29 protein-coding genes are annotated in these 25210 nt (G+C 61.5%); 16 read left to right on the forward strand and 13 right to left on the reverse strand.

From position 1 onward, the window contains the following. The 5 genes from JHD07_RS01145 to JHD07_RS01165 all read right to left on the reverse strand — a co-directional run. On the reverse strand, positions 1-864 hold an 864-nt coding region (locus JHD07_RS01145), incomplete at its 3' end, for an NRAMP family divalent metal transporter (RefSeq protein WP_291618231.1). 191 nt (positions 865-1055) lie between these two features. Beyond that, a complete protein-coding gene (locus tag JHD07_RS01150; protein WP_291618117.1) occupies positions 1056-1241 on the reverse strand; it encodes a hypothetical protein in 186 nt (61 codons plus the stop codon). Positions 1242-1470: 229 nt separating this feature from the next. Next, the gene (locus JHD07_RS01155; RefSeq protein WP_291618119.1) at positions 1471-2097 is read right to left on the reverse strand and encodes a general stress protein; all 627 of its coding nucleotides are present in this window, start codon (positions 2095-2097) and stop codon (positions 1471-1473) included. 36 nt (positions 2098-2133) lie between these two features. Beyond that, complete coding sequence (locus JHD07_RS01160) at positions 2134-2454, reverse strand: hypothetical protein (RefSeq protein ID WP_291618121.1); 321 nt, start codon at positions 2452-2454, stop codon at positions 2134-2136. Between the two features lie 174 nt (positions 2455-2628). Next, positions 2629-2979, reverse strand: coding sequence for a hypothetical protein (locus tag JHD07_RS01165; RefSeq protein ID WP_291618123.1), 351 nt, complete (start codon positions 2977-2979; stop codon positions 2629-2631). Here JHD07_RS01165 and JHD07_RS01170 point away from each other — a divergent pair. Beyond that, complete coding sequence (locus JHD07_RS01170; RefSeq protein ID WP_291618125.1) at positions 2960-3187, forward strand: hypothetical protein; 228 nt, start codon at positions 2960-2962, stop codon at positions 3185-3187. The genes JHD07_RS01165 and JHD07_RS01170 overlap by 20 nt on opposite strands. A gap of 380 nt (positions 3188-3567) precedes the next feature. Here the strand turns inward: JHD07_RS01170 and JHD07_RS01175 are convergent, their stop codons facing one another. Next, entirely contained in the window at positions 3568-4338 is a 771-nt protein-coding gene (locus tag JHD07_RS01175; RefSeq protein WP_291618127.1) for an EAL domain-containing protein, read from the reverse strand. 338 nt (positions 4339-4676) lie between these two features. Between JHD07_RS01175 and JHD07_RS01180 the strand changes: the two genes are divergently transcribed. Then, positions 4677-4925, forward strand: coding sequence for a hypothetical protein (locus tag JHD07_RS01180; RefSeq protein ID WP_291618129.1), 249 nt, complete (start codon positions 4677-4679; stop codon positions 4923-4925). A gap of 264 nt (positions 4926-5189) precedes the next feature. On the opposite strand, the gene JHD07_RS01185 is transcribed toward JHD07_RS01180, so the two are convergent. Both JHD07_RS01185 and JHD07_RS01190 read right to left on the reverse strand, forming a co-directional pair. Next, positions 5190-5417, reverse strand: a complete 228-nt coding sequence (locus JHD07_RS01185; RefSeq protein ID WP_291618131.1) for a hypothetical protein — start codon at positions 5415-5417, stop codon at positions 5190-5192. Continuing rightward, a complete protein-coding gene (locus JHD07_RS01190) occupies positions 5414-5614 on the reverse strand; it encodes a hypothetical protein (protein WP_291618133.1) in 201 nt (66 codons plus the stop codon). The genes JHD07_RS01185 and JHD07_RS01190 overlap by 4 nt, the downstream gene beginning before the upstream one ends. Before the next feature lie 331 nt (positions 5615-5945). On the opposite strand from JHD07_RS01190, the gene JHD07_RS01195 reads away from it, so the two are divergent. Both JHD07_RS01195 and JHD07_RS01200 read left to right on the forward strand, forming a co-directional pair. Beyond that, a complete protein-coding gene (locus JHD07_RS01195) occupies positions 5946-6104 on the forward strand; it encodes a hypothetical protein (protein WP_291618135.1) in 159 nt (52 codons plus the stop codon). Between the two features lie 324 nt (positions 6105-6428). Next, positions 6429-7178 carry a DUF4261 domain-containing protein gene (locus JHD07_RS01200; RefSeq protein ID WP_291618137.1) on the forward strand — a complete coding sequence of 250 codons (750 nt, stop codon included), beginning with the start codon at positions 6429-6431 and terminating at the stop codon, positions 7176-7178. A gap of 157 nt (positions 7179-7335) precedes the next feature. Here the strand turns inward: JHD07_RS01200 and JHD07_RS01205 are convergent, their stop codons facing one another. Continuing rightward, complete coding sequence (locus tag JHD07_RS01205; RefSeq protein WP_291618139.1) at positions 7336-8859, reverse strand: FAD-dependent monooxygenase; 1524 nt, start codon at positions 8857-8859, stop codon at positions 7336-7338. 185 nt (positions 8860-9044) lie between these two features. Then, positions 9045-9260, reverse strand: coding sequence for a hypothetical protein (locus tag JHD07_RS01210; protein WP_291618141.1), 216 nt, complete (start codon positions 9258-9260; stop codon positions 9045-9047). A gap of 563 nt (positions 9261-9823) precedes the next feature. On the opposite strand from JHD07_RS01210, the gene JHD07_RS01215 reads away from it, so the two are divergent. From JHD07_RS01215 to JHD07_RS01230, 4 genes are all read left to right on the forward strand, one after another. Next, the gene (locus tag JHD07_RS01215; RefSeq protein ID WP_291618143.1) at positions 9824-10225 is read left to right on the forward strand and encodes a hypothetical protein; all 402 of its coding nucleotides are present in this window, start codon (positions 9824-9826) and stop codon (positions 10223-10225) included. A gap of 355 nt (positions 10226-10580) precedes the next feature. Beyond that, the gene (locus JHD07_RS01220) at positions 10581-10733 is read left to right on the forward strand and encodes a hypothetical protein (RefSeq protein WP_291618145.1); all 153 of its coding nucleotides are present in this window, start codon (positions 10581-10583) and stop codon (positions 10731-10733) included. Between the two features lie 411 nt (positions 10734-11144). Further along, the gene (locus JHD07_RS01225) at positions 11145-11525 is read left to right on the forward strand and encodes a hypothetical protein (RefSeq protein ID WP_291618147.1); all 381 of its coding nucleotides are present in this window, start codon (positions 11145-11147) and stop codon (positions 11523-11525) included. Between the two features lie 145 nt (positions 11526-11670). Next, the gene (locus JHD07_RS01230; protein WP_291618149.1) at positions 11671-12552 is read left to right on the forward strand and encodes a hypothetical protein; all 882 of its coding nucleotides are present in this window, start codon (positions 11671-11673) and stop codon (positions 12550-12552) included. Between the two features lie 562 nt (positions 12553-13114). On the opposite strand, the gene JHD07_RS01235 is transcribed toward JHD07_RS01230, so the two are convergent. Next, complete coding sequence (locus JHD07_RS01235; protein WP_291618151.1) at positions 13115-13990, reverse strand: hypothetical protein; 876 nt, start codon at positions 13988-13990, stop codon at positions 13115-13117. 277 nt (positions 13991-14267) lie between these two features. On the opposite strand from JHD07_RS01235, the gene JHD07_RS01240 reads away from it, so the two are divergent. Beyond that, positions 14268-15089: a M23 family metallopeptidase gene (locus JHD07_RS01240; protein WP_291618153.1), complete on the forward strand. Its 822-nt coding sequence runs from the start codon at positions 14268-14270 to the stop codon at positions 15087-15089. Between the two features lie 257 nt (positions 15090-15346). Here JHD07_RS01240 and JHD07_RS01245 read toward each other — a convergent pair whose 3' ends face one another. Then, entirely contained in the window at positions 15347-16207 is an 861-nt protein-coding gene (locus JHD07_RS01245; RefSeq protein ID WP_291618155.1) for a hypothetical protein, read from the reverse strand. Positions 16208-16492: 285 nt separating this feature from the next. Here JHD07_RS01245 and JHD07_RS39645 point away from each other — a divergent pair, with 285 nt between their 5' ends. The 5 genes from JHD07_RS39645 to JHD07_RS01270 all read left to right on the forward strand — a co-directional run bounded on the left by JHD07_RS39645 (position 16493) and on the right by JHD07_RS01270 (position 21316). Next, on the forward strand, positions 16493-17317 hold the full coding sequence (locus tag JHD07_RS39645; protein ID WP_366863930.1) for a peptidoglycan DD-metalloendopeptidase family protein: 825 nt from the start codon (positions 16493-16495) through the stop codon (positions 17315-17317). Between the two features lie 28 nt (positions 17318-17345). Then, on the forward strand, positions 17346-17951 hold the full coding sequence (locus JHD07_RS01255) for a phage terminase large subunit (protein WP_291618233.1): 606 nt from the start codon (positions 17346-17348) through the stop codon (positions 17949-17951). A gap of 228 nt (positions 17952-18179) precedes the next feature. Continuing rightward, entirely contained in the window at positions 18180-19448 is a 1269-nt protein-coding gene (locus tag JHD07_RS01260) for a CoA transferase (RefSeq protein ID WP_291618159.1), read from the forward strand. 88 nt (positions 19449-19536) lie between these two features. Then, entirely contained in the window at positions 19537-20742 is a 1206-nt protein-coding gene (locus tag JHD07_RS01265) for an acyl-CoA dehydrogenase family protein (RefSeq protein ID WP_291618161.1), read from the forward strand. A gap of 10 nt (positions 20743-20752) precedes the next feature. Further along, on the forward strand, positions 20753-21316 hold the full coding sequence (locus tag JHD07_RS01270) for a flavin reductase family protein (RefSeq protein ID WP_291618163.1): 564 nt from the start codon (positions 20753-20755) through the stop codon (positions 21314-21316). A 6-nt stretch (positions 21317-21322) separates the two neighbouring features. On the opposite strand, the gene JHD07_RS01275 is transcribed toward JHD07_RS01270, so the two are convergent. Next, complete coding sequence (locus JHD07_RS01275; RefSeq protein ID WP_291618165.1) at positions 21323-22246, reverse strand: NAD(P)-dependent oxidoreductase; 924 nt, start codon at positions 22244-22246, stop codon at positions 21323-21325. Between the two features lie 165 nt (positions 22247-22411). On the opposite strand from JHD07_RS01275, the gene JHD07_RS01280 reads away from it, so the two are divergent. Further along, entirely contained in the window at positions 22412-23395 is a 984-nt protein-coding gene (locus JHD07_RS01280; protein ID WP_291618167.1) for an ABC transporter substrate-binding protein, read from the forward strand. Between the two features lie 74 nt (positions 23396-23469). Next, positions 23470-25164, forward strand: a complete 1695-nt coding sequence (gene ilvD / locus JHD07_RS01285) for a dihydroxy-acid dehydratase (RefSeq protein ID WP_291618169.1) — start codon at positions 23470-23472, stop codon at positions 25162-25164. The last annotated feature ends 46 nt before the right edge of the window (positions 25165-25210 follow it).

A 25210-nucleotide genomic window follows, 5' to 3' on the forward strand; every position in this document is an offset into this window, starting at 1 on the left:
CGGCCGTAGCGCTTCGGCCGCTTCCGTCGCCGAATTGATCTTGGTGACGCCGTTGGCGTGCAGGACCGTGGCGGTGGTCAGGATGATGAAGAAGGCGATACCGTTGGAGAGCAGCATGCCGGAGATGGTGTCAGTCTTGATGCGGCCGAGCTCGTGCTGGCCGCCGCGCTTGAGGTCGCGGAGCGGCTTGTCGCGTTTGCCCTGGTTCATCTCCTCGACCTCCTGCGAGGCCTGCCAGAAGAACAGGTAGGGGCTGATCGTGGTGCCGAGCACGGCGACCACCATCAGGAGATAGTCGCCGCTGACGTTCGGCGTCGGCCACACCGCGGCGAGCAGCGCCGTGCTCCAGGGAATCTGCACCGTGAAGGCGGTCGCGACATAGGCGAACAGCGCGAGTGTGAGGAATTTCAGCAACGGAGAATAGCGGCGATAAGGCAGGAACACCTGGAGCAGGGCCGAGCCGGCCGCGAAGATCAGGGCGTGCTCGTGGTTGAGACCGCCAATGACGAGCGAGAGCGCCTCGGCCATCGCGGCGATGTCGGCGGCGATGTTGAAGGTGTTCGCGGCAACCAGCATCGCGACCAGCGCCAGCACCGCCCATCGCGGCGCGATCTGCATGACGTTGGCGGCGATGCCCTTGCCGGTGACCCGCCCGATCTGCGCGCTGACGAGCTGGATCGCGATCATGAAAGGCGTGGTCAAAAACACGGTCCACAGCAGGCCGAACCCGAATTGCGCGCCGGCCTGCGAATAGGTGGCGATCCCCGACGGATCGTCGTCGGCAGCTCCAGTGACGAGGCCTGGCCCCAACCGTTGCAGCAGCGTCGGCGCGGACTTCGTCTCGGTAAGGGCGCCTTCGCGCATGAAGCGGGCCTCGAATGAGGTGAGCATTTTAGCAAATACGAGTCGGGGAACATAAGTTCCACTGCCGGCACCCCACCGGCAAGTTCGATGCTCAACCGCCTCAAAGCGGCCAAAGCAGGAAGATCGCTATCATCCCGTGGTTGATATGGTCACCTCGCCGCGAGGCCTGCAGGTGCGCGGGACGAAAGCGGCTACTTGATGCTGACGAACATACCCCAGGCGGCGGCCAGCGCCGCGCCGGTGAAGAGGACCACCGGGTTGTCGCAGAACGTGCCGCCATAGCTGCACACGCTCGCTCCGAATTGGCCGAGCTCATGACGGCTCGCGGAATAGAACAGTCCCGACAGCACCAGCAATGCAGCGGCGACGTAGTACATGGGAGGTCTCTCCGGCTTGCCCCCGTCCAGGCGACATGTCTCAGCATGGTGCGAACAGTTTTCGTTTCGCCGAATCCACTCTGCGGCATTTAAGGTAAAGTTGACCCGCCCGGTAAAACACCTGCAGGATGACGCCCTTGACCAGGTCGGGATCGCGATGATGATGGCGTTCGACATCAAAAAGGCCCCGCATCGCGGGGCCTTTGTCGTGTTCATTCGCTCTTGGTGCCTATCGCCGCGAGCCTGTGCCGTACAGCTCGCGCTCGCGGCCGATATCCTCGGGCGATAAGGGCGGGCTTGCGGCGTCGAAGTCGGTCCAGCCGGACTTCTGCCACGCGGCGCTGCGCTCTTGCAGGTTGACCGATCGCTCATGCAGGAGTGCATCGAGGCGCGCGCGGTCCTGGTCCGGCACCCTCGCGGTCACCAGCGTGCCGCCGCGGCGGACGCCTTCGGCATAACGCGATGCGTCTTCCTTCGAGACACCGGTCTCGGTCAGGGCGCCGATGATTCCGCCCGTGGCCGCGCCGGCCGCCGCGCCTGCCGCGGTCGCTGCGAGCCATCCGGCCGCGACCACCGGGCCGAGGCCGGGAATGGCCAGCAGGCCCAGGCCTGCCAGCAGGCCGGCAGCGCCGCCGAGCCCGGCGCCGATACCTGCACCCGTGCCCGCCCCTTCGGCGCGGTCATCGGTGCCGTCGCGGTCACGGTCGACCTTACCGGACGACGAGCCGTACCAATTGTCCGAATTGTTGGCGACGATGCTGATCTCGGAGTGCGGTACGCCGGCGCTTTCAAGCCGCGTGACGGCCTGCTGCGCATCGGAATAATTGTCGTACAGGCGAGAGATGGTGGTGGTCATTTAGATCTCCTTGCTTCTCGGAATGACTTGCGCCGATTACTTGGTGGGGTTCACGTTGCCCTGGAAGTCGACGCTGACGTCGGCTTTGGTGCCGGCCTTGTCGGCCTTGCCGCGCCAGACGCCCTCGTTGTCCTTCTGCAGGCCGGAAACGTTGGAATAACCCGCGTCCTCGATCCGCGATTTCGCCTGTCCTTCAGTGAAGCTGTTGCGGCCAGCGACCGGCGCGTTGGAGTTGTTTTGGTCGGAGCTGTTGACGGCGTTGTTGCCCGGACCGCTTTGCGCCGGCTGCGATTGAGCGCCCGCGGATACCGAACCGAGCGTCAGCAAAGCTGCGGCCAGCACAGTTAGTCGTGACATGTTGTTGTCTCCCTTGAAGTGATTGTGCGGGCGACAACAAGCAAGTTTCGGATTGGTTGCTATTTGTTTCGAGGAGTTTGCTGCGGCTCATTGGTCGCGACTGTTTGCCTGCGACCATCTCGCACGTGCTGCACCCGTCCCGCAGCCGCCGCAATTGCGTGTGTCCGTCGCCTGCTACTTCGAAGATTGCGCGGACTCGGCCTGACCCTTCGTAGGCTCCCAAGGCGCGGGAAGGATCACGCGGATGGGGCGGACTTCGGGGGCGCCTTGAAGGCCGGGTGCAGGCTGATCCTTGACGGGCTCAGCCAGCGCCACGCTCATCAGCGCCGCCATCATCGCCAGAGAAGTCGTCACGAGCCGCATGTCGAGCATCGAAGCCTCCTGTTTGCTGTTGCGCACCAACGCGGTCCACGCCGGTTGGTTCGGCTCAGAACCGGGAACAAGTGGCAATTTGTGACGTTTGCAGGAGACAAGCCCGCTAACCGGGCCATTGGAGGAGGAAACCATGAATATCAAAGCGATCATTGCTGCCGCCGTGCTGACGTCAGTTGCGGCTCCCGCCTTTGCGCAATCGTTCTACGTTGTGCAGGACGTCAAGACCAAGAAGTGCACCATCACCGAGTCGAAGCCGACGACCACGGAGACGACCGTCGTCAGCGGCGATACGATCTACAAGACGAGAGCGGAAGCCGAAACCGGCATGAAGACCGTCAAGGTCTGCACGTCGAACTAAGGAAGATACGATACCCATATCGCTGCTGTGGCCGCCCGGCCGTGATCGTTATCGGTGGCGGCATCTAGCTGATCGGCCACATGCAGTGAGTCGTGGGGAGGTTGAAGGCCTCGTCGCGATGGCGCCAAAGCAGCCCGCGCGGAGCGATCCGTCGCGGGCTGAGATTTCGAGGACGCCGTCATTGTCGGCAAACGAACATGAGAAGCTGAAAGTCATGGCCGACGCGGGGCGCCGACCCGATGAGTCGCAGCCGAACTCGACCGGGGCGAAGCGGCCGTGCGGGTGCCGGGCTGGCAGCACGGCATCGTGCTGCGCACCGTCCCGCCAAGCGCGGCAAACAGCCCTGCGCTGGTTCGAGGGACGCAGCTTGTCCGTGATCCTCAACCGGCGAGCGACACCTCGAGCGGCTCAAGTCCGCGCACCGCCGGAAGCGACATGAAGCCGGGCTTGGCGAAATAATAGCCTTGGAACAGCCTGATGCCCGCGGCGCGCAGGGTGATGAGTTCGGCTTCGCTCTCGACGCCCTCGGCGAGGAGGGTGATGTCCAGCTCGCGCGCGATCGCGGCCAGTGCGGACACGATTACCTGCTTCGGATGGCTGGCATCGATGCCGCGGAGCAGCTCCATGTCGATCTTGATCAGGTTCGGCTGCAGCCGGGCAAGCAAGGTGAGGCCGGCATAGCCGGCGCCGAAATCATCAAGCGCGGTCCAGAACCCCAACGCCTTGTATGCTCGCACGATGTTCTCGACATGCGCCGGATCGCTCATCCGCTCGTTTTCGGTGAATTCGAACATCAGGTTCTCTGCCGGAAAGTTCGCGCGCCGCGCCGCCGCGAGCGATTGCTGAATGCACGCGCGCGGCTCGTACACGGCATTCGGCATGAAATTGATGGACAGACGCGCCTGCGGATCGTCGAACAGCTTGCCGGCCGTCTCAATTGCCATGACGCGGGCGGCCTGGTCGAAGCGGTAGAGCTGATCGTCGGTGAGCTGGCCCAGCACGCTGTGCGCACCTTCGCCGTTGGGGCCGCGCACCAGGGCCTCATAGCCCCAGACGCGGTGCTCCATGACGTCGACGATCGGCTGGAACGCCATCTTGAATTCGAACGGCAGCTCCGCACCGTCCCTGCATCCCGCGCACGTCACCGCCATCACGCAACCCCCTGCCTTGCGGCCGCAACCGTAGAGGACGCGGGGTTAAGGAAGAGAGAAGTGGGCCGCGATCGATGAACGCAGAGCGTTCAGTTGTGCACACAACCGGCCCGTCCGGCGAATGCAGCCGGGCGACGAAACGAACTTGAAACCGTACTGAAACCATATCGTCCTGAACTCGGCGGGGCTGGTGCCCGACCAACGGATCGAACAGGAGAGACAATCATGATCCAGATCGGTTCGAAGGAAGAAGTCGCGTTGCTGCTGGCGCTGTTCGGCACCCATACCCAGCCCGTCAGGCGGCCGAAGCCGAAGTCGCAGCAGAGGTGAGCGACGCCATGCCCGGTTTGGCCGAATGCCAGAGCCTGCTCAGGCTCCTGATTGCCAAGGGCGATCCCAAGGCCATCCCGCTTGCCAAGGGTGCCATCGACCAGTTCCTGAACACGGTGCCGGCGAGCGCCCGCGGGCGGGGCCTGCGCGTGCTCCAGCGCGACGCACTCGACCAGCAGGATGTCGCGGTCGGCGTGCAGCGCTCGTTCGCCGAGACGGTGGACGCCTATATCGAGGGCAAGCTTACGGAGGAGTAGGCCGGCCCAGTCCGGCCTGCCGCGGGTCCGAGGTGTTCCAGGAGCGCATGGATTTCCGAAACTCGTTTTCGGCCCCGGCGAAACGTCTGTTCACTCCCCGGCCTATAAGGCCCAAAGGTCGCCGACATGGTGCGCGATGCGGTGCTCTCCGCGCCGCTGACCGGCAAGAGATGGTGATAGACGTTCGCGACGCTGGCGGTCCGTGATGCAGGTGAGGTTCTGCTTCGAGATCGAAGATCTCAGGTCGCGATCCGCATCCCGCGATCACTGACGCGTCAGCGTCGGCCGGGATGGCACGGGCGGTGGCGGCAGAGACTGCTCGGAATCAAGCACGGCGACCTTGCGGTCGAGCTGCCAGACCTCGACCTTGCCCCGCCGCGTGAACTGCCGGGCAAAGGTGAGGGCGGAGGAATCGGACGGGGCTTCGAAAGCTTCGGTGGAGCGGAAGACGCCGTTCTCACCGACGAGATAAGCGCGATATGGCTGCGTCATGTCGGCGCCCTCAGCCCGGGCGAGCGCAGCCAGGCCTCGATCTGCATGGCGGTCTCGTCGCGCCGCGCCTCGCGCAGCAGCATGTCGCGGCGGTGCCCCGGCGCCAGCTGGCGCGCTTCGTCACGGCAGCGCGCGGCCTCGTCCGCCAGTCTTTCGGTCAGGGTCTTGATCTGTTTGATACGACGCCGCTTCGGCATGGCGTGCTCCCTCATACGAGTAAGGCGGGAGCGCAATCGGCGTTCTCATCACCGATCTCTGCCACGGGCCTTGCGGTGATGGATTAAGTCTACGCCCCCTGGCAGTGGAGAGTCACATCAATTGATAACGGGCGCGGGGATTATTTTCGTGGCGAAGCGTGAGCATCTTGAGCCACTTACTCACCTCGCGCGGCTAGATCCCAAAGTTCACTATTGAACAAAAGCGACTTCAGATCGTTTGCAAGGCATCACCGGCCGAGGCTTTGCCCGTAGGCGTCGGTGGCTGAGAGACCGAGCGTGCTCCCGCCTATAGAGCGAAGGGAGCCGCACCATGCCGGTGTTTCGGCCGTTGCCTGTCGACCATGAGCAGGCCGAGTACATGCGTCAAATCGTGCGCCAATGCCGCGAACTGCTGAAGCAGCCGCCGCCCGATACGTTTCTGGGGCGGAAGACGCAGGACGCGCCTCCGAAGGCGGAGGATCACTGGTAAGGGCATGCGTGTGACATCCTCGCGTTGCGCTGGGATCAAAGCACGACGTCGAGCGAACCGTCCAAAAGGCTACGCATCATCACTGTCGCTGACGCCGAAACGCCGTGTTGCTCGGCCGGCCCTGCTTCGCTCTGCCACGATGGGCACGACTCCAACTCGGCCGGCAGCAGTTAGGAAGCAGGCGCGGGTTGACATTGTTCCTGTTTTGTTCTAGCGTGCGACCTCAACCTTAAGACGAAAAGCCGGAGCAATTGGCTCGTTTGCGTTCGCTCTTATTTTTTTGCAAGGTGGTCGATGAGTACCTCGCCTCTCGCATTTGTCTTGTTGAACAAGTGGTCGACGCCGGACACGTCGGCGATCGCCAGGGTCCTTCAGGAGCGGCATCCCGAGTTGGCAACGGAGCCGGTGGACAGTGGAGAAGAGCAACCTTCTCACGCGAATTCGCCGCTCATCCGCTGCGGCAACGAGTTGGTTGCGGTCATGTCGATGCCGGCACCGATTCCGCAAGACCCGGGACTGTGGGCGCGCGCTGCGCGAACCTGGCCGGAAAGCGAGGCCGTGGCAACGGGCCATCAAGGTCACATCATCGTCTCGCTGCTTGGAAAAGCTGAGCAGCCGTTGGTCGCCGCCCGCCTTACGACTGCAGTGATCGGTGCGTTGATTGCCACCGTGCCGGAATGTTGCGGCGTGGTGTGGGCTGGCCGAGTGGCGCGGCCGGCTGACTTATGGCTGGAGGAGTCTCGCTGGTCGCTCGCACCATATCCGGACTATCCTTTCAGGTTATGGGTCGACATCCTTCCATTTCGGTCAGGCGCAATGGTCGGGGTTATCACGATGGGATTGGCGGCCTTCGTTGGCCGTGAGATCGAGTTCGTGACCGCTAAGCTCGCGCTTCCGGCGTTGTTCGAGAAGGTAGCAGGGCTTTCCGTATATCTGATCGAGCACGGAAGCGTGGTGAAGGACGGCGATACAATGGGAGCAAGTGCGAGCGAGCGGATTGCAGTGCGCTACAAGAACTCTGATATTTTTGAAGGGCCGCCGGTGTTTCATTGTACGGATGAACTCGCGCACTAATTTCTCGAGGGCGCATCGACTGTTAGTTGCACCAATGGAAGATCGCTTTGACACGTCGGGCAAAACACTGGCAGAATGGCATCATCGAAGAACTCGAAACAGGGCTGCGGATCTGCCGCAGTCTTGTTTGTTTTGGCGGCGCAGAGATGTCCGTGCGTTACGCGCCACCCGGCCCGAACCACCGTTTCAACGCATCAGCAAGTCCGCGCTGGCTCCCGTCTCCTACCCAGGCCACATGTCCATCCGGCCGCACCAGCACGGCGCTCGGCGCAGGGACCGCTCCGATGGCCGGAAGCTGCAAGTCGCCGTCGTAATCGGCGTCGACTCTTTGCAGGCGGTCCGCCCAGGGCGTGATGTCGATGCCGCCGCGTTTGCCGAAATGGAGCAGCACGCCGCGCGCGCCGTGCAGAAGCGTGAACAGACGCAGCTTCTGTCCGTCGACCACGAGATCGAGATCGGGCATGCGGCGTCCTAGCAACGCGTGGCCTTCGCCGAGGTCGTAGCGAATGTCGAGCCCGCTCATCATTGCGCCAAAGCGCTGTCGCGGCTCGTCCATGGCGAGCAGCTCGGAGATCACCTCGCGCGCGGCCTTGCGGCCATCGTCGCCGCGGCGGAGCAGGGCGATCTGCGCCATCGTGTCTTTCAGCACGCGCGCGGCCACGGGATGGCGCTCGGCATGATAGCTGTCGAGCAGGCTGTCCGGCGAGATGCCCTTCACGACCTGTGCCAGCTTCCAGCCGAGATTGACCGCGTCCTGCACACCGAGGTTGAGGCCCTGGCCGCCGACGGAGTGATGGATGTGCGCGGCATCGCCGGCGAGCAGCACGCGGCGCTTGCGATAGGAGACGGCCTGCCGCGCCGCGTCGGTGAAGCGGGAGATCCAGGCGGGATTGTGCACGCCGAAATCGGTGCCGTACACGGTGACGATGGCCTCGCAGAGATCGCGCAAACTGGGCTCGCCGCTGCGCGAGAGCGTGGCTTCCGTCACGACGACCAGCACGCGTCCGCTCTCGGTCTTGCTGAGGCCGTGGAAGCCGAGAGCGTCATGACGTAGGCCGAAAATCGGTTCCTGCCGCATCTCGACCTCGGCCATGAGGTTGCTGAGCGTCGGATCTGAGCCGGCAAGGTCGATGCCGGCGGCTTTGCGCACCGCGCTACGGCCGCCGTCGCAGCCGACGAGATAGTCCGCGCGCAAGCGCGCGCCGTCCGACAGGATGATTTCGACGCCGGTCTCGTCCTGCGCGAAGTCGATCACCTCGCGGTTCCGATAGATCGGCACCTCGAGCTCAGAGGCCCATTCAGCGAGGAGGCGCTCGATGTGGTTCTGCCGCAGCGCGAGCCCGTAAGGATGGCGGGTGGGGAGATCGCTGATGTCTAGCCTGGTCCAGGCGAAGCCGGCGAGCTGCGTGACCTGGCCTTCGCGCAGAAAGCGCTCGGCAACGCCGCGCTGATCGAGGATTTCGATGGTGCGCGCGTGCAGTCCGCCGGCGCGGGTTTCGACGATCGCCTGATCGCGACGCCGTTCGACGATGGCGACGTCGACATGCGCGAGCGCAAGCTCGGCGGCAAGCATCAGCCCGGTCGGGCCGCCGCCGGCAATGATGACCTCATGGCCGGTGGCTGCTGCGCGTTCTGAACGCGTTCGGCCGTGCGACCGGGACGTTGGAAACGATACAGGCATGTCGTGACCCTGGAGTGGTTGCTCGGGCCGAGGGGTCTTACGCGATCGCCTGGGGCTTGAAGCAAGTCCCTTGCGCACCACATATGAAGATGGGAGATGAGGCTTTGCCGTGTTCGGCGCGTTGACACGTCGGGCAAAACACTGGCAGAACGGCATCATCGAGATGCGCCCCGCTTTTGCTGCGCTTAGTCGTCCTTCGCCAAATCGCCGGGTTGTGTGGGCAGATCGATGCTGCCGCCCTCGCCATGCGCGAGATCGCGACCATCGTCCGCCGTCTCGTCGCCGTCTTCGACGATCGCTTGCTGCGTGGGGCGCTCCTCGTCGATGCTCGGCTTTGAGCCCGCAAGATTTCGCGCCGCCTCGTCTTGCGATTTTCCGAGTGAGGTCGTCTTCATCGTCATGGCAGTCTCTCCTGATTGTCCAACGCGGCTTGCACGAAATCGTTCGTTTGACACGTCGGGCAAAACACTGGCAGAATGGCATCATCGAAACGAGTTTCAGTGAGCCCGCGCGGAGCAATCTGCGGCGGGCCTTTTCTTGTCCGCTTCGCGCGAGACGTATCGCTCACAGCACGAGGTTTGACACGTCGGGCAAAACACCGGCAGAATGACATCATCGAGACGAGTTTGGTTGACCCGCGCGGAACTATCCGCCGCGGGTTTTTTCGTTCTCGATCTCGCAATCGGACGGCGGCGGCGCATTGCGGCCACGCACTCGTCAAACCTGGAGCGCCGATCGGCGCGCCGTCGTCCGAACCATTGCTGGCCGTGCACGCGCGAACGTGCCGGCCCGCGGCGCCGGGCGTGCGCCCGCGCCGCTGCGGTCTCCGGGACACGGAGATAGGGTTCGCGCCCGAAACGATGGCGCCTCATGGCGCGATCTGCCGCGCATTTTATCGACAAGGAGAGATGATGACCGCCTACCTGATATCGCTGGCCGTCGCGGGCCTCGTTGCCATCGTGCTATGGGAGACGTTCTCGTGAGCGACGACATCATCGAGGGTGAGCTTGAGCCTGCACCGGTCCGGTTGCCCGCGCGCGGGAGGACGGCGCGCGCGCGTAACCTGACGGAGATCCGCTCGCTCGCGCGCAGCCACACCAGGACGGCCATCAGGGTGCTGGTCGGCGTCATGCGCAGCGAGGAAGCAACGCCCGCGGCACGTGTCTCGGCCGCCAATGCCATCCTCGATCGCGGTTGGGGCAAGGCCGCACAGCCCGTCGAGAACGGCCAGGACGGCGTGCTGGAATTGATCCACCGGATCGAGCGCATCATCGTGCATCCGTCGAGCTCGAGTGGCGGTGATGCCGTCACGACGCTCGAGATGTCGGAGATCCCGATCTGCGATCGCGCCTCGATTGAGCGTTGACCCGTCGGGCAAAACACGGGCAGAATGGCATCATCGACAGAAGTTGGTGTTGCCCGCGCGGAAGCAATCCGGCGCGGGTTTTTGTTTGATGCGGTCGGCAGTTCCTGGTCTGATTATCGCCCGGCCTAGGCACAGCACGTGGCCGCTGCAAGTACGAGGTATTTCATGAAATTCTGCACATACGCGACCTTGAATCGTCGAAATGATTTCTGATTCAGTGAGGCCGTCCGACTTTTCAGGAGGGGGCAATGTCGACGAGGAGAACCGGGGCCACAGCGATCGTAGCTGCATGCGTTGTCGCGACGATTAGACAGACGAGGAACGGGCGCCGGGGAAGAGGCCGATTGTGCCGACCATGGACGCCGGCAACAAGCGCACGATCGACATGCGCGAGGTGATCAACGGCCTGATGGATGTGCCGAGCGCCGGCAGGATGATAATCTACCCCCGCCCGGATAGCATCTGCGCTTCTCACAATCAGCCCACGGGGCGCAATCATGGACACTGAGCAACTCGTGGATGCGATCCCTGCGATCAATAATTTCTCGACGGTCGCATCTATCGCATGCGTGCTTCCAACATACTTTCTTCGTCTTCAGCCTGCGACTTATAGGCTCGTCCTGACATTGGGGATTGTCTTCGGTCTTTCGACGTGGGTGGTCGGAATGGCAACGGTCCTTTGGCCGCTTCCGCATCAGTTTGCCCGATGGATTGTGCTCTTTCAGCTCGTTATCTTTTCGCCGTTCGTTATTGTTCTCATTACGATACTTGCATGCATTAGGCGCGTAACCCGTGTCGGCTTATGGAGCACGGTAGTTCTGGCTTGCGTTATTTTCGACTGGCTTGGAATTTCCGGACTCATCCTGGCTCTTTCGTAGTGCCCCCCCATCCGAATTGAAACGCATATCGGAGATGAGTCATGGACGTCGATCAATTCTTAGAAGCGATCCCTGTGACTAATAACGTCTCGACTATCGCTTCTATCCTATGCGTGCTTCCAACATACTTTCTTCGTCTTCAGCCTGCGACCTATAGGGTTGTTCTGTCATTGGGGATTGTTTTCGGTCTTTCGATATTTGCGATTGCAATGACAGTGGTTCTTTGGCCGTTTTCGCACGAATATCATCGATTGTTTGTATTCCATATATTTGCTTATTCTTCGCCGCTTGTCGTCGTCCTCATCGCAATACTTGCATGCATCAAGCACGTAACCCATGTCGGCTTATGGAGCACCGTGGTCCTGGTTAGCGTCGTCCTCGACTGGGCTGGAATCTCAATGCTCATCCTTGCCCTTTCGTAGAGCCCCGCGACCGTTAAAGCGCCGTACCTGACAAGAAGAGTGAGAGACCGTCATGGCGAGTAAGCTTCCATCCTATACGCAAGGTAATCTGGCTCTGGTCCGAGGGATGACGTCTCAGATCGCCGCTGCGGCGGCGAGATACGGAGTGCCTGCCGAAGCGATCGCCGGCGCGTTGGTTCAAGAGCGGTTTGACCAGACGGACTCTTTGACGAATTACGCGAGGATGGTCGGCTCTTCCCTCGTTGCACGTGAATTCCTTGACAGGAGGTTCATTGACGGAAGAGAACGAAACCGATTGCATCCCACGCAAGGAGCCTCCGATATTATTCTGGATAAGTACAACGCCGATCCAAATGCGATGACGGTTGGAAGGGACATCAGGAAGAAAATCAAAAATCCTCTGCTCGTCGATTATGGCCCTGCTGGAATGAAGTTCCAGAACGCCATTCGGGCAATTCTCAATAACCCAGATGATCCCGCCTTCGCGCAATATGTTAAGGATCTATATTCGGCCGACGTCGCTTTGCATAAAGGCAGCGATCAGGCTCTCATGGCATCAACCATCGGCGCATATTTGCGTGAAGGTGCTCGAAACTATCAGTCCAACATGAGCGTCAATGGCGATCTGACGACCGGGATCGACGCTTGGACACGTCTGGATCCGTCGACTCGAAATGCATTGCTTGTCCAATTCTACAAGCAAGGTCCGACACCGAAGCTCGCGCTGAAAAATTCGATGATCGCGGCGCAGAACGGTGTCCCCTATGTTCCCCGGATAGGTGTTGACGGCGCCGGAGCAACGTATCTCGCAAACGAACCTGCGATCATTCGAGCGTTGGCTGATGGGCCAGCTAGCTTCTCCGACCGCTGGAATGCGATCAACGACCGCGCGGGACGTGACTACCAGCGGTCTGTCAGGAATCCCGCAGATAGGTTCACGAATCCCGCGTCTCGTGCTGACGTGCAGCCATCAGTCGATCTCAACCCGGGCCGCCCGCATACATTCCGGAGTATCTACGGTATCTGAAAGATGCGGATCGCGTGCCTCGAACCCGTCCCGAAGACCTGCGGGTTCTGAGGAGAATGCCCGCCGGAAAGTCGGATCGATCCGTCTTCAATTCGAGCGACGGCGCGCCGGTGCCTTTTGTCTCTCCCGACGAGTCGTTTCCGCTCTCGCCACAAAGCGACTTCGAGAGGCGGTTCGGCTCGTGGCCGGCACCTGCCGGCGGCGTCCTTGCTGGTGTCTATCAAGCTCCGCAAAGCCCATCCGACTCACTGAACAACGAAGACTGGTCCGCGATGTGGCGCAGGCGCACTGGCCTGCCTTAGGGCGAGCGAGCGTATCCATTGTCCATCTTCAAGAGCCCGACGGCCGAGATCATCGAGCCGCTGCTGATGCCCGCGCGGACAAGGCGTTTACGGCGTGCGCGGCGCTGCGCGCGATACTTGATCTACCAGGCATCTCGATTTGAGATTCGGATTGATCGGTTGACCCGTCGGGCAAAACACTGGCAGAATGGCGTCATCGACAGAAGTTGGTGTTGCCCGCGCGGTGCAATCCGGCGCGGGCTTTTAATTTGATGCCTCGGCTAATTCCTGGTCTGCTTGCTGGTCCGGCGCTGCCCGGCATAGGCGCGTTGCACCTGGTCGCTGCAATAGGACAGCTTTCGGCCGCCGCCGGTGAAATGTCCATCCTTGATGATCCAGAGGATGACGGTCCTGTCATCGATCTTCTTGAACATCAGGTTCTCGCGGTCCTGAATGGTGTTCGGGTCCTGCACGCTGACGGCTTCAGGGTCTGAAGGAGCTCGCAATGTGCAGGCGGCGTCGACCCTGACGGTGTCGGGAAGCTGAACACGCGTGCGGCGGATATCGCACTTGTTAGAGGCAGTAACGATCGACTTCCTGGCGAACGCAACGACCGTGTCGCTGAATCTCGTGCAACGGTCCTCGAAATCGGCACCCACCGCGGCGTAGACGCCATCTTGCGGATGAGCGCTCTTGAGAGTGAGTTCCTCTTCGGCCTTCCGCTTGGCTTCTTCGGCCTTCTGCTTGGCCTCTGCCTTGGCTCTCAGCGTGGCCTCAGCAAGCGCGCGCTGTGTCTTCAGAGGGCAGTAGGCCGCGCGCCAGGGAGAATCCTTGAGCTTCCCATTCAGGCTCTTCTGGACGGAGATCGCCGCCGCATCGAGCCGTTTGATGAAAATGACCTCGTTGAATTTTCTGTTCGCCCAGTTGGGATCGCGAGGGTTGAGGTTCTGTGCTAGATTGTAATCGTCACAGACCATGTCAACCTTCAGCGAGCCCGGGCCGAGGTCGGTGATCTTCTTGACGTCGCAGATCCATTCGTAACCGCTGACCGATTTCCCGCCGAGATCGATTATCAGGCCGCCGCTTTCATCGCAGTTCGACTGGAAATTCTTGCCAGGTTCGGCGTAGACACCGGGCTTGGGACGCCATTTGTCCAATGTCGGAGCGAGCGGCTCCTGTGCGAGGGCAGGAAGTGCTAGAGCGACCAGCGTAGCCGCAGAGATAGCCTGACCGAGAATTCGGCGACGAATGACTCTGTTCACGCAAGTCCCCTCATTCCTCGACGCATGCCGCATGTCTTTCATGAAACCACCGCGCGCGAAATAGTTAATGGATTAACAAGAGTTGAGCAAGCTGTCGCCCGCTGGCGAAACGGCGAGGACGGCTGCTTGTCAATTCGCGTGAAGCCCTCTCGCTTTCAGAAGGATTCTCAGCATGTGGGATGACATGATGCGACGTATTCTTCAGCCCGCCAGGGACATCTCGCCTCATGTTACGAGTCCATACGGCGCGGTGACAGGTAGGCCGCGTGGATCAAGCAACCCGCACCGGGGCATCGATTTCAATTATGTTGGTGGTCAAAGCGCTCGGCTGAACACGAACCACCCGGAGTTGCGGTCTCCCGTGAATGGCGTCGTTGAGAGCGCCGGTGATGATCAATGGGGAACAATCTCAATCAGAGACAATAACGGCTTGCGGCATCAGATCCTGCATACCAACTCTCGGCACGTTAAGGTCGGCGATGTGGTTGCGGCGGGCCAAGTGATTGGCACGATGGGTAATACCGGTCTTTTTGATATGAAGGGCAATCCAGGGCACCACCACGTCCATTATCAAATCAAGGATCGCGCAGGTAATGTTCTTGACCCCGGTGCGTTTGCGGATGCACTGGGACCGTTCGATCCAATTCCCGCGCCGGCCTACGTTCCGGAGTATCAGCGGTATCTGCAAAACGCGGATATGGTGCCGCGGATCCGTCCCGAAGATGTGCGGATCCTGAGGAGGATGCCTGCCGGAAAATCGGATCAATCCGCTTTCAACTCGAATGATCCCGTACCGGTGGTGCCCGCTATTCCGCCCGATGCTTCGTTTCCATCTTCGCCACAATCCGACTTCGAAAGACGGTACGGAAATTGGCCTTCGCCTTCCGCAGGCGGTGTCTTTGCTGGCTTCAATCAAGTGCCGCAGCGACAATCCGATACTCCGGACAGCGAGGACTGGTCCGCGATGTGGCGCAGGCGCACCGGCCTGCCTTAGGGCGAGCAATCGCATCTAGCGTCCATCCTGAAAATCCCGACGGTCGAGATCTTTAAGCCGTTACTGATACCCGCGCGCTACAAGGCGTTTCCGGCTGACGCGGCGCTGCGCTCGATACTCGATCCATCGGGCATCTCGAATTGAGATGGATTGATCGGTTGACCCGTCGGGCAAAACACTGGCAGAATGGCATCATCGACAGAAGTTGGTGTTGCCCGCGCGGATGCAATCCGGTGCGGGTTTTCTTTTGATGCCTTCTAATTCCTGGTCTGCTTATCGGCCGGACGCCGCCCGCCATAAGCGCGCTGCACCTGGTCGCTGCAATAGGACAGCTTTCGGCCGTCGCCGGTGAAGCGCCCGTTGTCGATGATCCAGAGGATGACGGTCTTGTCGTCGATCTTCTTGAACATCAGGTTCTCGCGGTCCGGAGTCGTGTCCACATTTTGTACGGTGACGGCGTCTCTGTCTGGAGCCGGCTGCAATTTACAATCGGCGCCCACTCTGACGGTATCGGGAAGCTGAACCCGCGTCCTTTCGATCTTGCAAATGTTCGAGGCAGTCGTGATCGACTTTCCGGAGAACGCAACGACGGTGTCGTTGAACTTGGTGCAGCGCTCCTCGAAATCGGCGCCGGCCGCCGCGTAGACGCCGTCCCGCGGATGGGCTTCCTTGAGGGTCCGCTCCTGGTCGGCCTTCCGCTTTGCTTCCAACTTGGCTCTCAGCGTGGCTTCGGCAATCGCGCGCTGTGTCTCCAGAGGGCAGTAGGCGGCACGCCAGGGAGGATCTTTGACCTTCCCGTTCAAACTTTTCTGAACGGAGATCGTCGTATCATTGATCCGCTTGACGAACATGACTTCGTTGAATTGCCTGTTCTCCCAATTGGGATCGCGAGGATTGAGGTTCTGCGCCAGATTGTAGTCGTCGCAGACCATTCCGACCTTCAGCGAGCCTGGCGCGAGATCGATGACCTGTGTGACTTTGCAGCCCCATTCGTAACCGTTGATCGATTTCTCGCCAAGATCAATGGTAAGATCGCCGCTTTCATTGCAGGACGATTGGAAATTCTTGCCGAGCTCCGCATAGACGCCGGACTTCGGGCGCCATTTGTCGGCGGTCATCGGAGATGCTTCTTGAGCAACAGCCGACAGATCGGTTGTCGACGTCAGAAGAACGATGATCGCCATCAACGACGCGCCACGTCTTCTCTCATCAGGGCCCACGAATAGCTCCCGCGTTTGGATGTCGAGCCGTTCGCCGACATGTTGCAGCTTTGCGTTCAGAATAGTGGAACAGCCACAAGTTGAGCAAGAGGGTTCGCTCGTGCGGGGTATCGCGCGCGGGTCTCAAGACTATGCTTCGAAGCATTGGAGAGTGGAATGTCTTGGCATGATGCCTTGCGGCGAATGTTACCCCCACTTGCGGGTTTCGAGCCTCACACAACGAGCCCATATAATGCGATACGGGACCGTGGCACTTCACCCCATCAGGGCGTAGACGGAAATTACAACGTCGGCCCGAATGGGCAGCGGGGAATCAATCTGAAGCACCCTGTGTTGCGCTCCCCAGTCGACGGCATCGTGACAAACGCGGGCGAAGGTACGGCCGGTAGAATCGCGATCAGAGACGCAAATGGCATATCGCACGAGCTTCTGCACACGCACCGCAGATTTGTCAACGTAGGCGATCCGGTCGTTGCTGGGCAACTGGTCGGCACGATGGGTAATACAGGCGTGATCCAACCGTATATCGAAAGCGGCGATCATCATCTTCATTATCAGTTGAAGGACCCCGCCGGTCGTGGACTCAATCCTCAGGCGTACTGGGAGCAGCAAGGACCAATAGATCCAAATCCGGCGGCTCCTGCCTATGTTGACGAGTATCGCCACTATATGCGCGATGCAGGCGCCATTCCTGCAACGTCTCGAAAAGATGTGAGAGTTCTGAGGAGAATACCCGACCGCGCAATGGAGCGGTCGTCATTCAATTCGAAGCCCGTTGAGGTGCCCTACAGCGGCTCCAATTCTTCCCGTCCATCCGCTATTGAAAACCATTTCAGGAGGCTTCTTGGACTTTGGCCGCCTTTCTCGGAGCACGACGCCTCTTCCGACTTGACCCGAACCCAACAAGGCCAATCCGAGACCTTCGACAACGAAGACTGGTCCGCGATGTGGCGCAGGGCGCACTGGCCTGCCCTAGGGCGAGCGAGCGCAGCCATTGTCCATCCTTAGAATTCCAACGGCGAAGATCTTCGAGCCATTGCTGCAACCGGTCCGCTACAAGGGCGTTTATGGCGGACGCGGCTCGGGCAAATCGCATTTCTTCGGCGAGCTCCTGGTCGAGACCTGCCAGGCCGAGCGCGGCACGCTCGCGGTCTGTATTCGCGAGGCGCAGCGCACGCTGGCGCAATCGTCCAAGCGTCTGATAGAAGGCAAGATTGCAAGCCTTCGCCTCGGGCATGGCTTCAAGCTGTTCAGCGACAAGATCGAGACGCCCGGCGACGGGCTCATCATTTTCCGCGGACTTCAGGATCACACGGCCGACTCGATCAAATCCCTGGAGGGATTTCGCATTGCCTGGATCGACGAGGCGCAATCCTTGAGCGCGCGCAGCCTCGCGCTGCTGCGGCCGACGATCCGTGCCAAGGACTCCGAGCTGTGGGCGAGCTGGAACGGCCTTCAGCGCAGATTGATGCGTGTCGTCGAGGCAAGGGGACGGCGGTTCGGCTGGGACAGCATCGTTTCCGACACAACGGACAACGCAGTATCCGCCAACAACTTCATCCAGGCAGGCTATCGGCTCTTCGAGCCCGAGACGCCATGGGCGTGGGCGCATACGCTCTATTGGAGAAAGCGGCTTCGCTGAGCGGGGTTTCCGCCGCACGGAACGTGTCGCATGGAATGGGCAGTACGCGATGTAGCGCGACCTCGCATAGTTGGAACGTCCGAGGACCCGGCAGCCTGGCGGCTGCGGGGTCCCTTTTGCGTACTGAAGCGATGTGGGCGGGGGACTTGCGAAGACGGAGGCGCCGGGCTTTAAGTTTGCTCTTGCGGGAAATTCGGCGGCCATAAGCCGATGTAAGGAGCGCTATCGATGCCCACCAAACCTCAATTGCCGGAACGTTCAATGAGAGGGACAGGCGAGCCGGCTGCGCTCGATGGTCTATTGGTCGTCGATTTTACGCGGGTGGTCGCCGGACCGGCCTGTACCCAGACGCTTGCCGATTTCGGCGCGCACGTCATCAAGATCGAGAATCCCGACGGCGGCGACGACACGCGCGCCTACGAGCAGGCCGAAATCGGCGGCGAAAGCGCCGCCTTTCTCAGCCTGAACCGCAACAAGCGTGGCATTGCGCTCGATCTTGCCGTGCCGGAGGCCCGCCAGATCGCGATCGACCTGATCCGCAAGGCGGATGTGGTCGTCGAGAATTTCTCGAGCGGGGTCATGAAGAAGTTCGGGCTCGACTATGAGTCGGTCGCGCCGCTCAATCCACGGCTAGTGTATTGCTCGATCTCCGCCTACGGACGCACTGGACCGTTCGCCTCGCGGCCTGGCTTCGATCCCATCACGCAGGCGGAAAGCGGCTTCATGTCGCTCAACGGATTTGCCGACGGCCCGGCGGTGCGCACCGGCCCGCCCATCGTGGACATGGCGACCGGGATGTCCGCCTGCAACGCCATTCTGCTTGCGCTGCTGGCACGCGACCGGCTCGGCCGCGGGCAGCATGTCGAGGTCGCCCTGTTCGACGTCGCGATCGGAATGACCGGTTTCTATGGGATGGCCTACCTCATCAACGGCGAAAACCCCGGTCGCTTCGGGAATTCGCCGAGCGGGTCACCCACGGTCGGGGTCTATGAGGCCTCTGACGGACCGCTCTACATGGCCTGCGCCAACGACCGGCTCTACCGACGGCTCGTGGTCGAGGTGCTGAACCGGCCCGATCTCATTACCGATCCGCAGTTTGCGACGCGCAAGGCCCGTTCGGAGAACAAGGAGCTCCTGCGGGCTGCCATTGCGGATGTTTTCGCGAGCGATACCCTCGAGAACTGGATGGCAAAGATGAAGCTGGCCAATATTCCGGTGGGCTATCTCCGGACAGTCGAAGAGGGCTTCAATGCGCCCGAGGCTCGTGAGCGCCATCGCCTGAGCCGGATTCCGCACCCCACGGCTGAATGGGTGCCGAACATCGAGCCGCCGATCTTGATGAGCCTGACCGGCGCGATCGATCCCGTTGCGGCCCCGCTGTTGGGCGAGCACACGAAGCAAGTCCTGCAGGATACGCTCGGCTACGACGAACGTCGGATCGCGGAGTTCGCCGAGAAAGGCGCCTTTGGCGCGGTCAAGCCCCCGACTTCGGCTTGAGAGATCCCTCGGCTTGATTTGGCAAAGGTCCCGCCGCATAAATGTGTGAGAGCGAGGGACCCGAATGGCGCCTGGCCAGGAGCCAAGCATGATCCAGACCGCCGGCCGACAAGCCGGCGGAGAAGTCTATGCGGCCATGATTGCCAAGGCTGGGGCGCTCCTGCCGCGACTGAGAGAGCGCGCGGCGCGGACGGAAGAGCTGCGGCACCTTCCGCCGGAAACCGAAAGAGATCTCCACGACACCGGCCTGTTCCGAATGCTCCAGCCGGCCCGGGTCGGCGGCGCCGAGCTCGACTACGTCGCCCTCGTCGATTGCGCAGAGTTGCTCGGAAAGGCGGATGCGTCGGTCGCCTGGAATTTCGCCAACCTGGCGAGCCATCACTGGATGCTCGGCATGTTCGAGCAGAAGGCGCAGGATCTGGTCTGGGGCGGTGATCCGGACACGCTGATCGCATCCTCGTTCATTTTTCCGGCTGGACGGGCCACGCGGGTCGAGGGCGGATACCGGCTGCATGGCAGCTGGCCGTTCTCGTCCGGCGTTGTCTCCTGCGAATGGAACATGCTTGCGAGCGTGGTCTATTCCGACGATGAGGCTGATGGCATCGAATATCGAATCTTCCTGCTGCCGAAAAGCGATTACAAGGTGCTGGACACCTGGAATGTCGCCGGATTGCGCGGGACGGGGTCCTGCGACGTGGAGGTCAGGGAGACCTTCGTGGCCAGCCACATGACGGTCGCGGTCGGTGATCTCTCTGGTGGGCCGACACCGGGAAGCAAGGTCAATCCGAATCCGCTCTATGCGCTGCCGGTGTTCTCACTCTTCCCATACGTCCTTTCCGGTGTCGCGCTCGGGAATGCTCAAGCGTGTCTCGACGACTATACCGAGGTCGCCCGTCATCGCATTTCGACCTACAACCGTGCCAAGCTGAGCGATTTCCAGAGCACGCAGATCAAGATTGCGGAGGCCTCGGCCAAGATCGACGCCGCACGCCTGATCATGCGGTCGGCTTGCCTCGAAGCCATGGCAGGCGCGCGGCGGGGTCATATCCCCGACATGGCGACCAAAACCCGGTATCGGCGCGATGGATCCTTCTCGGTGAATTTGTGCACGGACGCGGTCTCGATGCTGTTTGCCGCGAGCGGCGCGCGGGGTCTGTTCACGAGCGGCGTCTTGCAGCGGCAATTCCGCGACGCGCACGCCATCAATTCGCATCTGGCGTTCAACTTCGACGCGGCAGGAACCAATTATGGACGTGTAGCCCTGGGCCTGCCGTCCGAGAATCTCACGCTGTGAGGCCCGGTCGATGAATGATCAGCCGAGGCAGCCCGGCGCTCCCGATCCCGCGAACGAGCTCGCGAGCGACAGTTCGCAGATCGATCCCCGCGACTTTCGCAATGCGCTCGGCACTTACGCGACGGGCGTGACGATCATCACGGCCGCCGCGCTTGACGGCAAGCCCTACGGATTGACTTGCAATTCGTTCGCCTCGGTCTCGCTGAATCCGCCGCTGGTTTTGTGGAGCCTCGTCGTCTATTCCTCCAGCCTGACCATCTTCCAGAACGCCAGTCATTTTACCGTCAATGTTCTTGGCGCTTCGCAACAAACGCTTGCGAACAAGTTCGCGAAATCATCGGATGACAAGTTCACCGGCGTCGACTGGGCGCCTGGCCTCGGCGGAGCGCCCGTGCTCGCCGAGAGCGTCGCCAGTTTCCAATGCCGCTCAGCGAATCGCTACTATGGCGGCGACCACGTCATCTTTCTCGGTGCGGTCGAGGCCTACACCTACACTGCGAAAGAGCCGCTGCTTTTCGCGCGAGGGAAGTTCGGTCGCTTCATAGCCGACGATGAGCGGAAAAAGTCGCCATGAGGCGCCTCAGCTCGCCCCAGACCGGTGCTCTGTCGCTGAAAGCTTGTAGATCTCCAACGCGTCCGCTTCTGCGCCGCGCGCGGCCTTCGCCAGCCTGAACAGTTGTCCGGCAAGCGAGGCCATCGGGACCGGAGTCGAGGTCGCCTGCGCGACATCGGCGACCGTATCGAGGTCCTTGAGCATCGTTGCGATGTGGCCGAGCGGGGGGCTGTGAATGCCCTGCGCCATCCTCGGCACGAACAGCTGGAGTGGAATGGAATCCGCAAAGCCTCCGGCGAGCGCTTCGGGCAACCGGTTGGCGTCGATACCCGCGTTCACGGCCAAGCGCGTTGCTTCCGCGAGAACCGCCATCGCGCAACCGACGATCACCTGATTGCACAACTTCGTGGTCTGGCCGGCGCCGGTTGGGCCCATGTGGGTGAATCGGCGGGCCATGGACAGCACATAGGGCCGCACCCTCTCGATGTCGCCGGCTTCTCCGCCGGCCATGATCGCCAGCGTGCCTTCTTCCGCACCTTTCGTGCCCCCGGACACCGGCGCGTCGATCCAGCCCGCCCCATTCGCCTCTTTCAGTCGCGCTGCGAGATCGCGAGCAGCGTCCGGATGTATGGACGAGAAGTCGACGACGAGCTTGCCTGCGCCGGGCGCCGCCGCCAGGCCTTCGGGCCCGAAAATCACCTCTTCGACGGCGATAGCGTCCGTCACGCACATGAAGACAATGTCCGAATTCACCAGGACGTCGCGAGGTGTCATCACACGCTTGGCACCGGCGGCGACGAGGGGAGCCACCTTGCCCTCCGACCGGTTCCAGATAGCGACCTGATAACCTGCCTTGAGCAGGCGTCGGGTCATCGGAGTGCCCATGAGTCCCAGGCCGAGATATCCAAGCCTCTCGGTGCCTTGCGGGTTTGCCTTGCTCTCATCAGCCACAGGTTGTCTCCTTCGGTCGCATTCCGACGCCGCATTACTTTACATGGCGCATCGCGCGGCGAAACCGCCCGGCCTGCATGGCTTGCCTGATTGTTTGAACCATGAAACATTTGACGCGGTCGGGTTGGGGGCGCCTGTCGGGCGCCGGAGCAGCGGAGTGGCACGATGCGAACCGTTTCGAAGTGGATCCTGGCTTTGGGGGCAGCAGCCGCCGTGAGCGCGGGCGCAAGCCCATCATGGGGGCAGCAGACGATCCGCGTCGGCTGGACGATTCCGGCGGAGGAATCCAAGTACTGGATGATGCGCAGGCCAGCTGAATTTCCCAATCTAGGCAAGACCTACAATATCGAATGGACCCAATTTCAGGGCACCGCGCCGATGACGCAGGCATTGGCGGCCGGTGCGTTGGACTGTGCGACCCAGGCGCCGCTGTCGCTCTCCAACGGAGTCGTCGGCGGCAATCTCAAGGCCTATATCGTCGCGCAGCACGTTTTCGAGAAGCCTGGCGGCTTCTCGGTCTACTGGGCCGTCAAGGATGACTCGCCGATCAAGACAATTGCCGATCTCAAGGGCAAGACGGTGGGCATCTCGGTGATCGGTGGTGGGACGCAGGGCCCGTTCAACCTGCTCCTGAAGCAGAATGGCGTCGATCCAGCCAAGGACATCAAGCTGGTAGAGGTCGGTTTCGCCGTCTCCGAGGACGCGCTGCGCCAAGGCCGCGTCGATGCGGTCAACATGAACCAGCCGTTTGCCGCGCGCGCAGAGGCAAAGGGCGGCACAAGGAAGCTGTTTTCGCTGTCCGAGGCCATGCCGAACATCGTGCACATCCTGGAAGCCTGCCGTGCCGATTTCGTCGACAAGAACCCGGAACTGGTCAAAGCCTATGTCCGCGACATCACGTCAGGCATGAAGAAAGCGCTGGCCAACCGAGAGGAGACCTTGAAAGTGGTGTCCGAAGTGCTGAAGGCGCCCGTTCCGGTGCTCGAGACCTATTTGCTCAAGGACAACGATTTCGGCCGCGATCCGGGCGCCGCGCCGAACTTCCCCGCGATCCAGAAGATGCTGGATATCTATGCAGAGACGGGAATGCTGCCTAAGCTGGATGTCGCACAGTTCAAGCATCCGTCGATCGTCGCGCCGCTGCAATAGAAGCAGGATGGGTGATCGAACGACAATCGTGGCGTTCCGGGTCCTCCGGGACGCTGCATGAAGAAGATGCACATATGAAGAAGCTGCGATCACGGGTTACGACAGATGGGCTCGACCGGGCCCCGCATCGTGCATTCATGCGTGCCATGGGGCTCGATGACGCTGCGATTGCCAAGCCGATGGTGGGCATCGTCAGCATGAAGGGCGAGCAGACGCCCTGCAACATGACCCATGACTTTCAGGTGGCTGCAGCCAAAACCGGACTCGAGGAGGCCGGCGGCACGCCGCGGGAGTTTTCGACCATCTCGGTGTCCGACGGCATCAGCATGAATCATGAGGGGATGAAGTTCTCGCTGTTCTCGCGGGAGTTGATCGCCGACTCGATCGAGGCTGTCGTTCACGGCCTGGCCTATGATGCGTTGATCGGATACGGCGGATGCGACAAGACCCTTCCCGGCGTGATGATGGGCATGGTTCGCTGCAATGTACCGTCCATTTTCATCTATGGCGGCAGCTCGCTTCCGGGTCACGTGGACGGGCGGACGCTCACGGTGCTCGACTCCTACGAGGCTGTCGGCAGCTTCATGACCGGTGAGATCGACGGCGCGACCCTCGAGCGGATCGAGCGTGCCTGCCTGCCGACGATTGGCGCATGCGCTGGCCAGTTCACCGCGAACACCATGGGAATGGTTTCGGAGGCGATGGGGCTGACCATTCCCAACGTCTCGATGGTGCCCGGTGTTTATTCCGAGCGCGCCCAGATCTCGCGACGCGCCGGACGTCTCATCATGGAGATGCTGAAGCGTGGCGGGCCGTTGCCGCGCGACATCGTGACGCGGAAATCCCTGGAGAACGGCGCAGCAATCGTCGCCGCAACGGGCGGCTCGACCAACGCCGCGCTGCACCTGCCGGCGATAGCGAACGAAGCCGGGATTGCATTCACCATCGATGATGTGGGCGAAGTCTTTGCCAGGACGCCGCTGATCGGAAATCTACGGCCGGGAGGCAAATACACGGCCAAGGATGTCTACGACATCGGCGGTGCTGCGGTCATCATTCGCGAGCTGATCCAGAGCGGTCATATCGATGGCCGCTGCATCACGATCACAGGCCACACGCTTGCTGAAGAATATGGCGCTGCTAACGGGCCCGACGGAGAGATCGTGTACGCGGCTGGTGCGCCGATCATGCCTGACGGCGGCGTCGCGGTGTTGAAGGGAAATCTCTGTCCCGATGGTGCGGTGATCAAGGTAGCTGGCCTGAAGAGCCAGTTTTTCGAAGGTGTCGCGCGAGTTTTCGAGGATGAAGAGGCCTGCGTCGCCGCGGTTCGCGACCGCAGCTACAAGGCGGGTGAGGTCCTCGTGATCCGCAATGAAGGGCCTGTCGGCGGTCCCGGGATGCGCGAGATGCTCGGCGTCACAGCGCTCATCTACGGTCAGGGCATGGGCGAAAAAGTGGCGCTGATCACCGATGGCCGGTTCTCCGGCGCAACCCGCGGCATGTGCATCGGCTACGTGTCGCCCGAGGCTTTTGTGGGCGGTCCCTTGGCGCTCGTTCGCGACGGTGACAGGATCCGGATTGATGCCGCAAACCGCCGGATGGATGTCCTGCTCGACGAGCAGGAACTCGCCGCTCGGCAACTTAACTGGACGCAACGTCCGCCCCGGCACCGCGCAGGTGCGCTCGCCAAATATGCGCGACTGGTCGGGCAGGCTCCGGGCGGCGCCGTGACGCATGAAGGCCCGGCGGAATGGCCCTGGTTCGAATGACGCGCCGCACTTGTGCGAAAATAACGGCCTGTCTGGCAGGCTTCTT

This window comes from Bradyrhizobium sp., from assembly GCF_016462955.1.
Classification (GTDB): Bacteria; Pseudomonadota; Alphaproteobacteria; order Rhizobiales; family Xanthobacteraceae; genus Bradyrhizobium.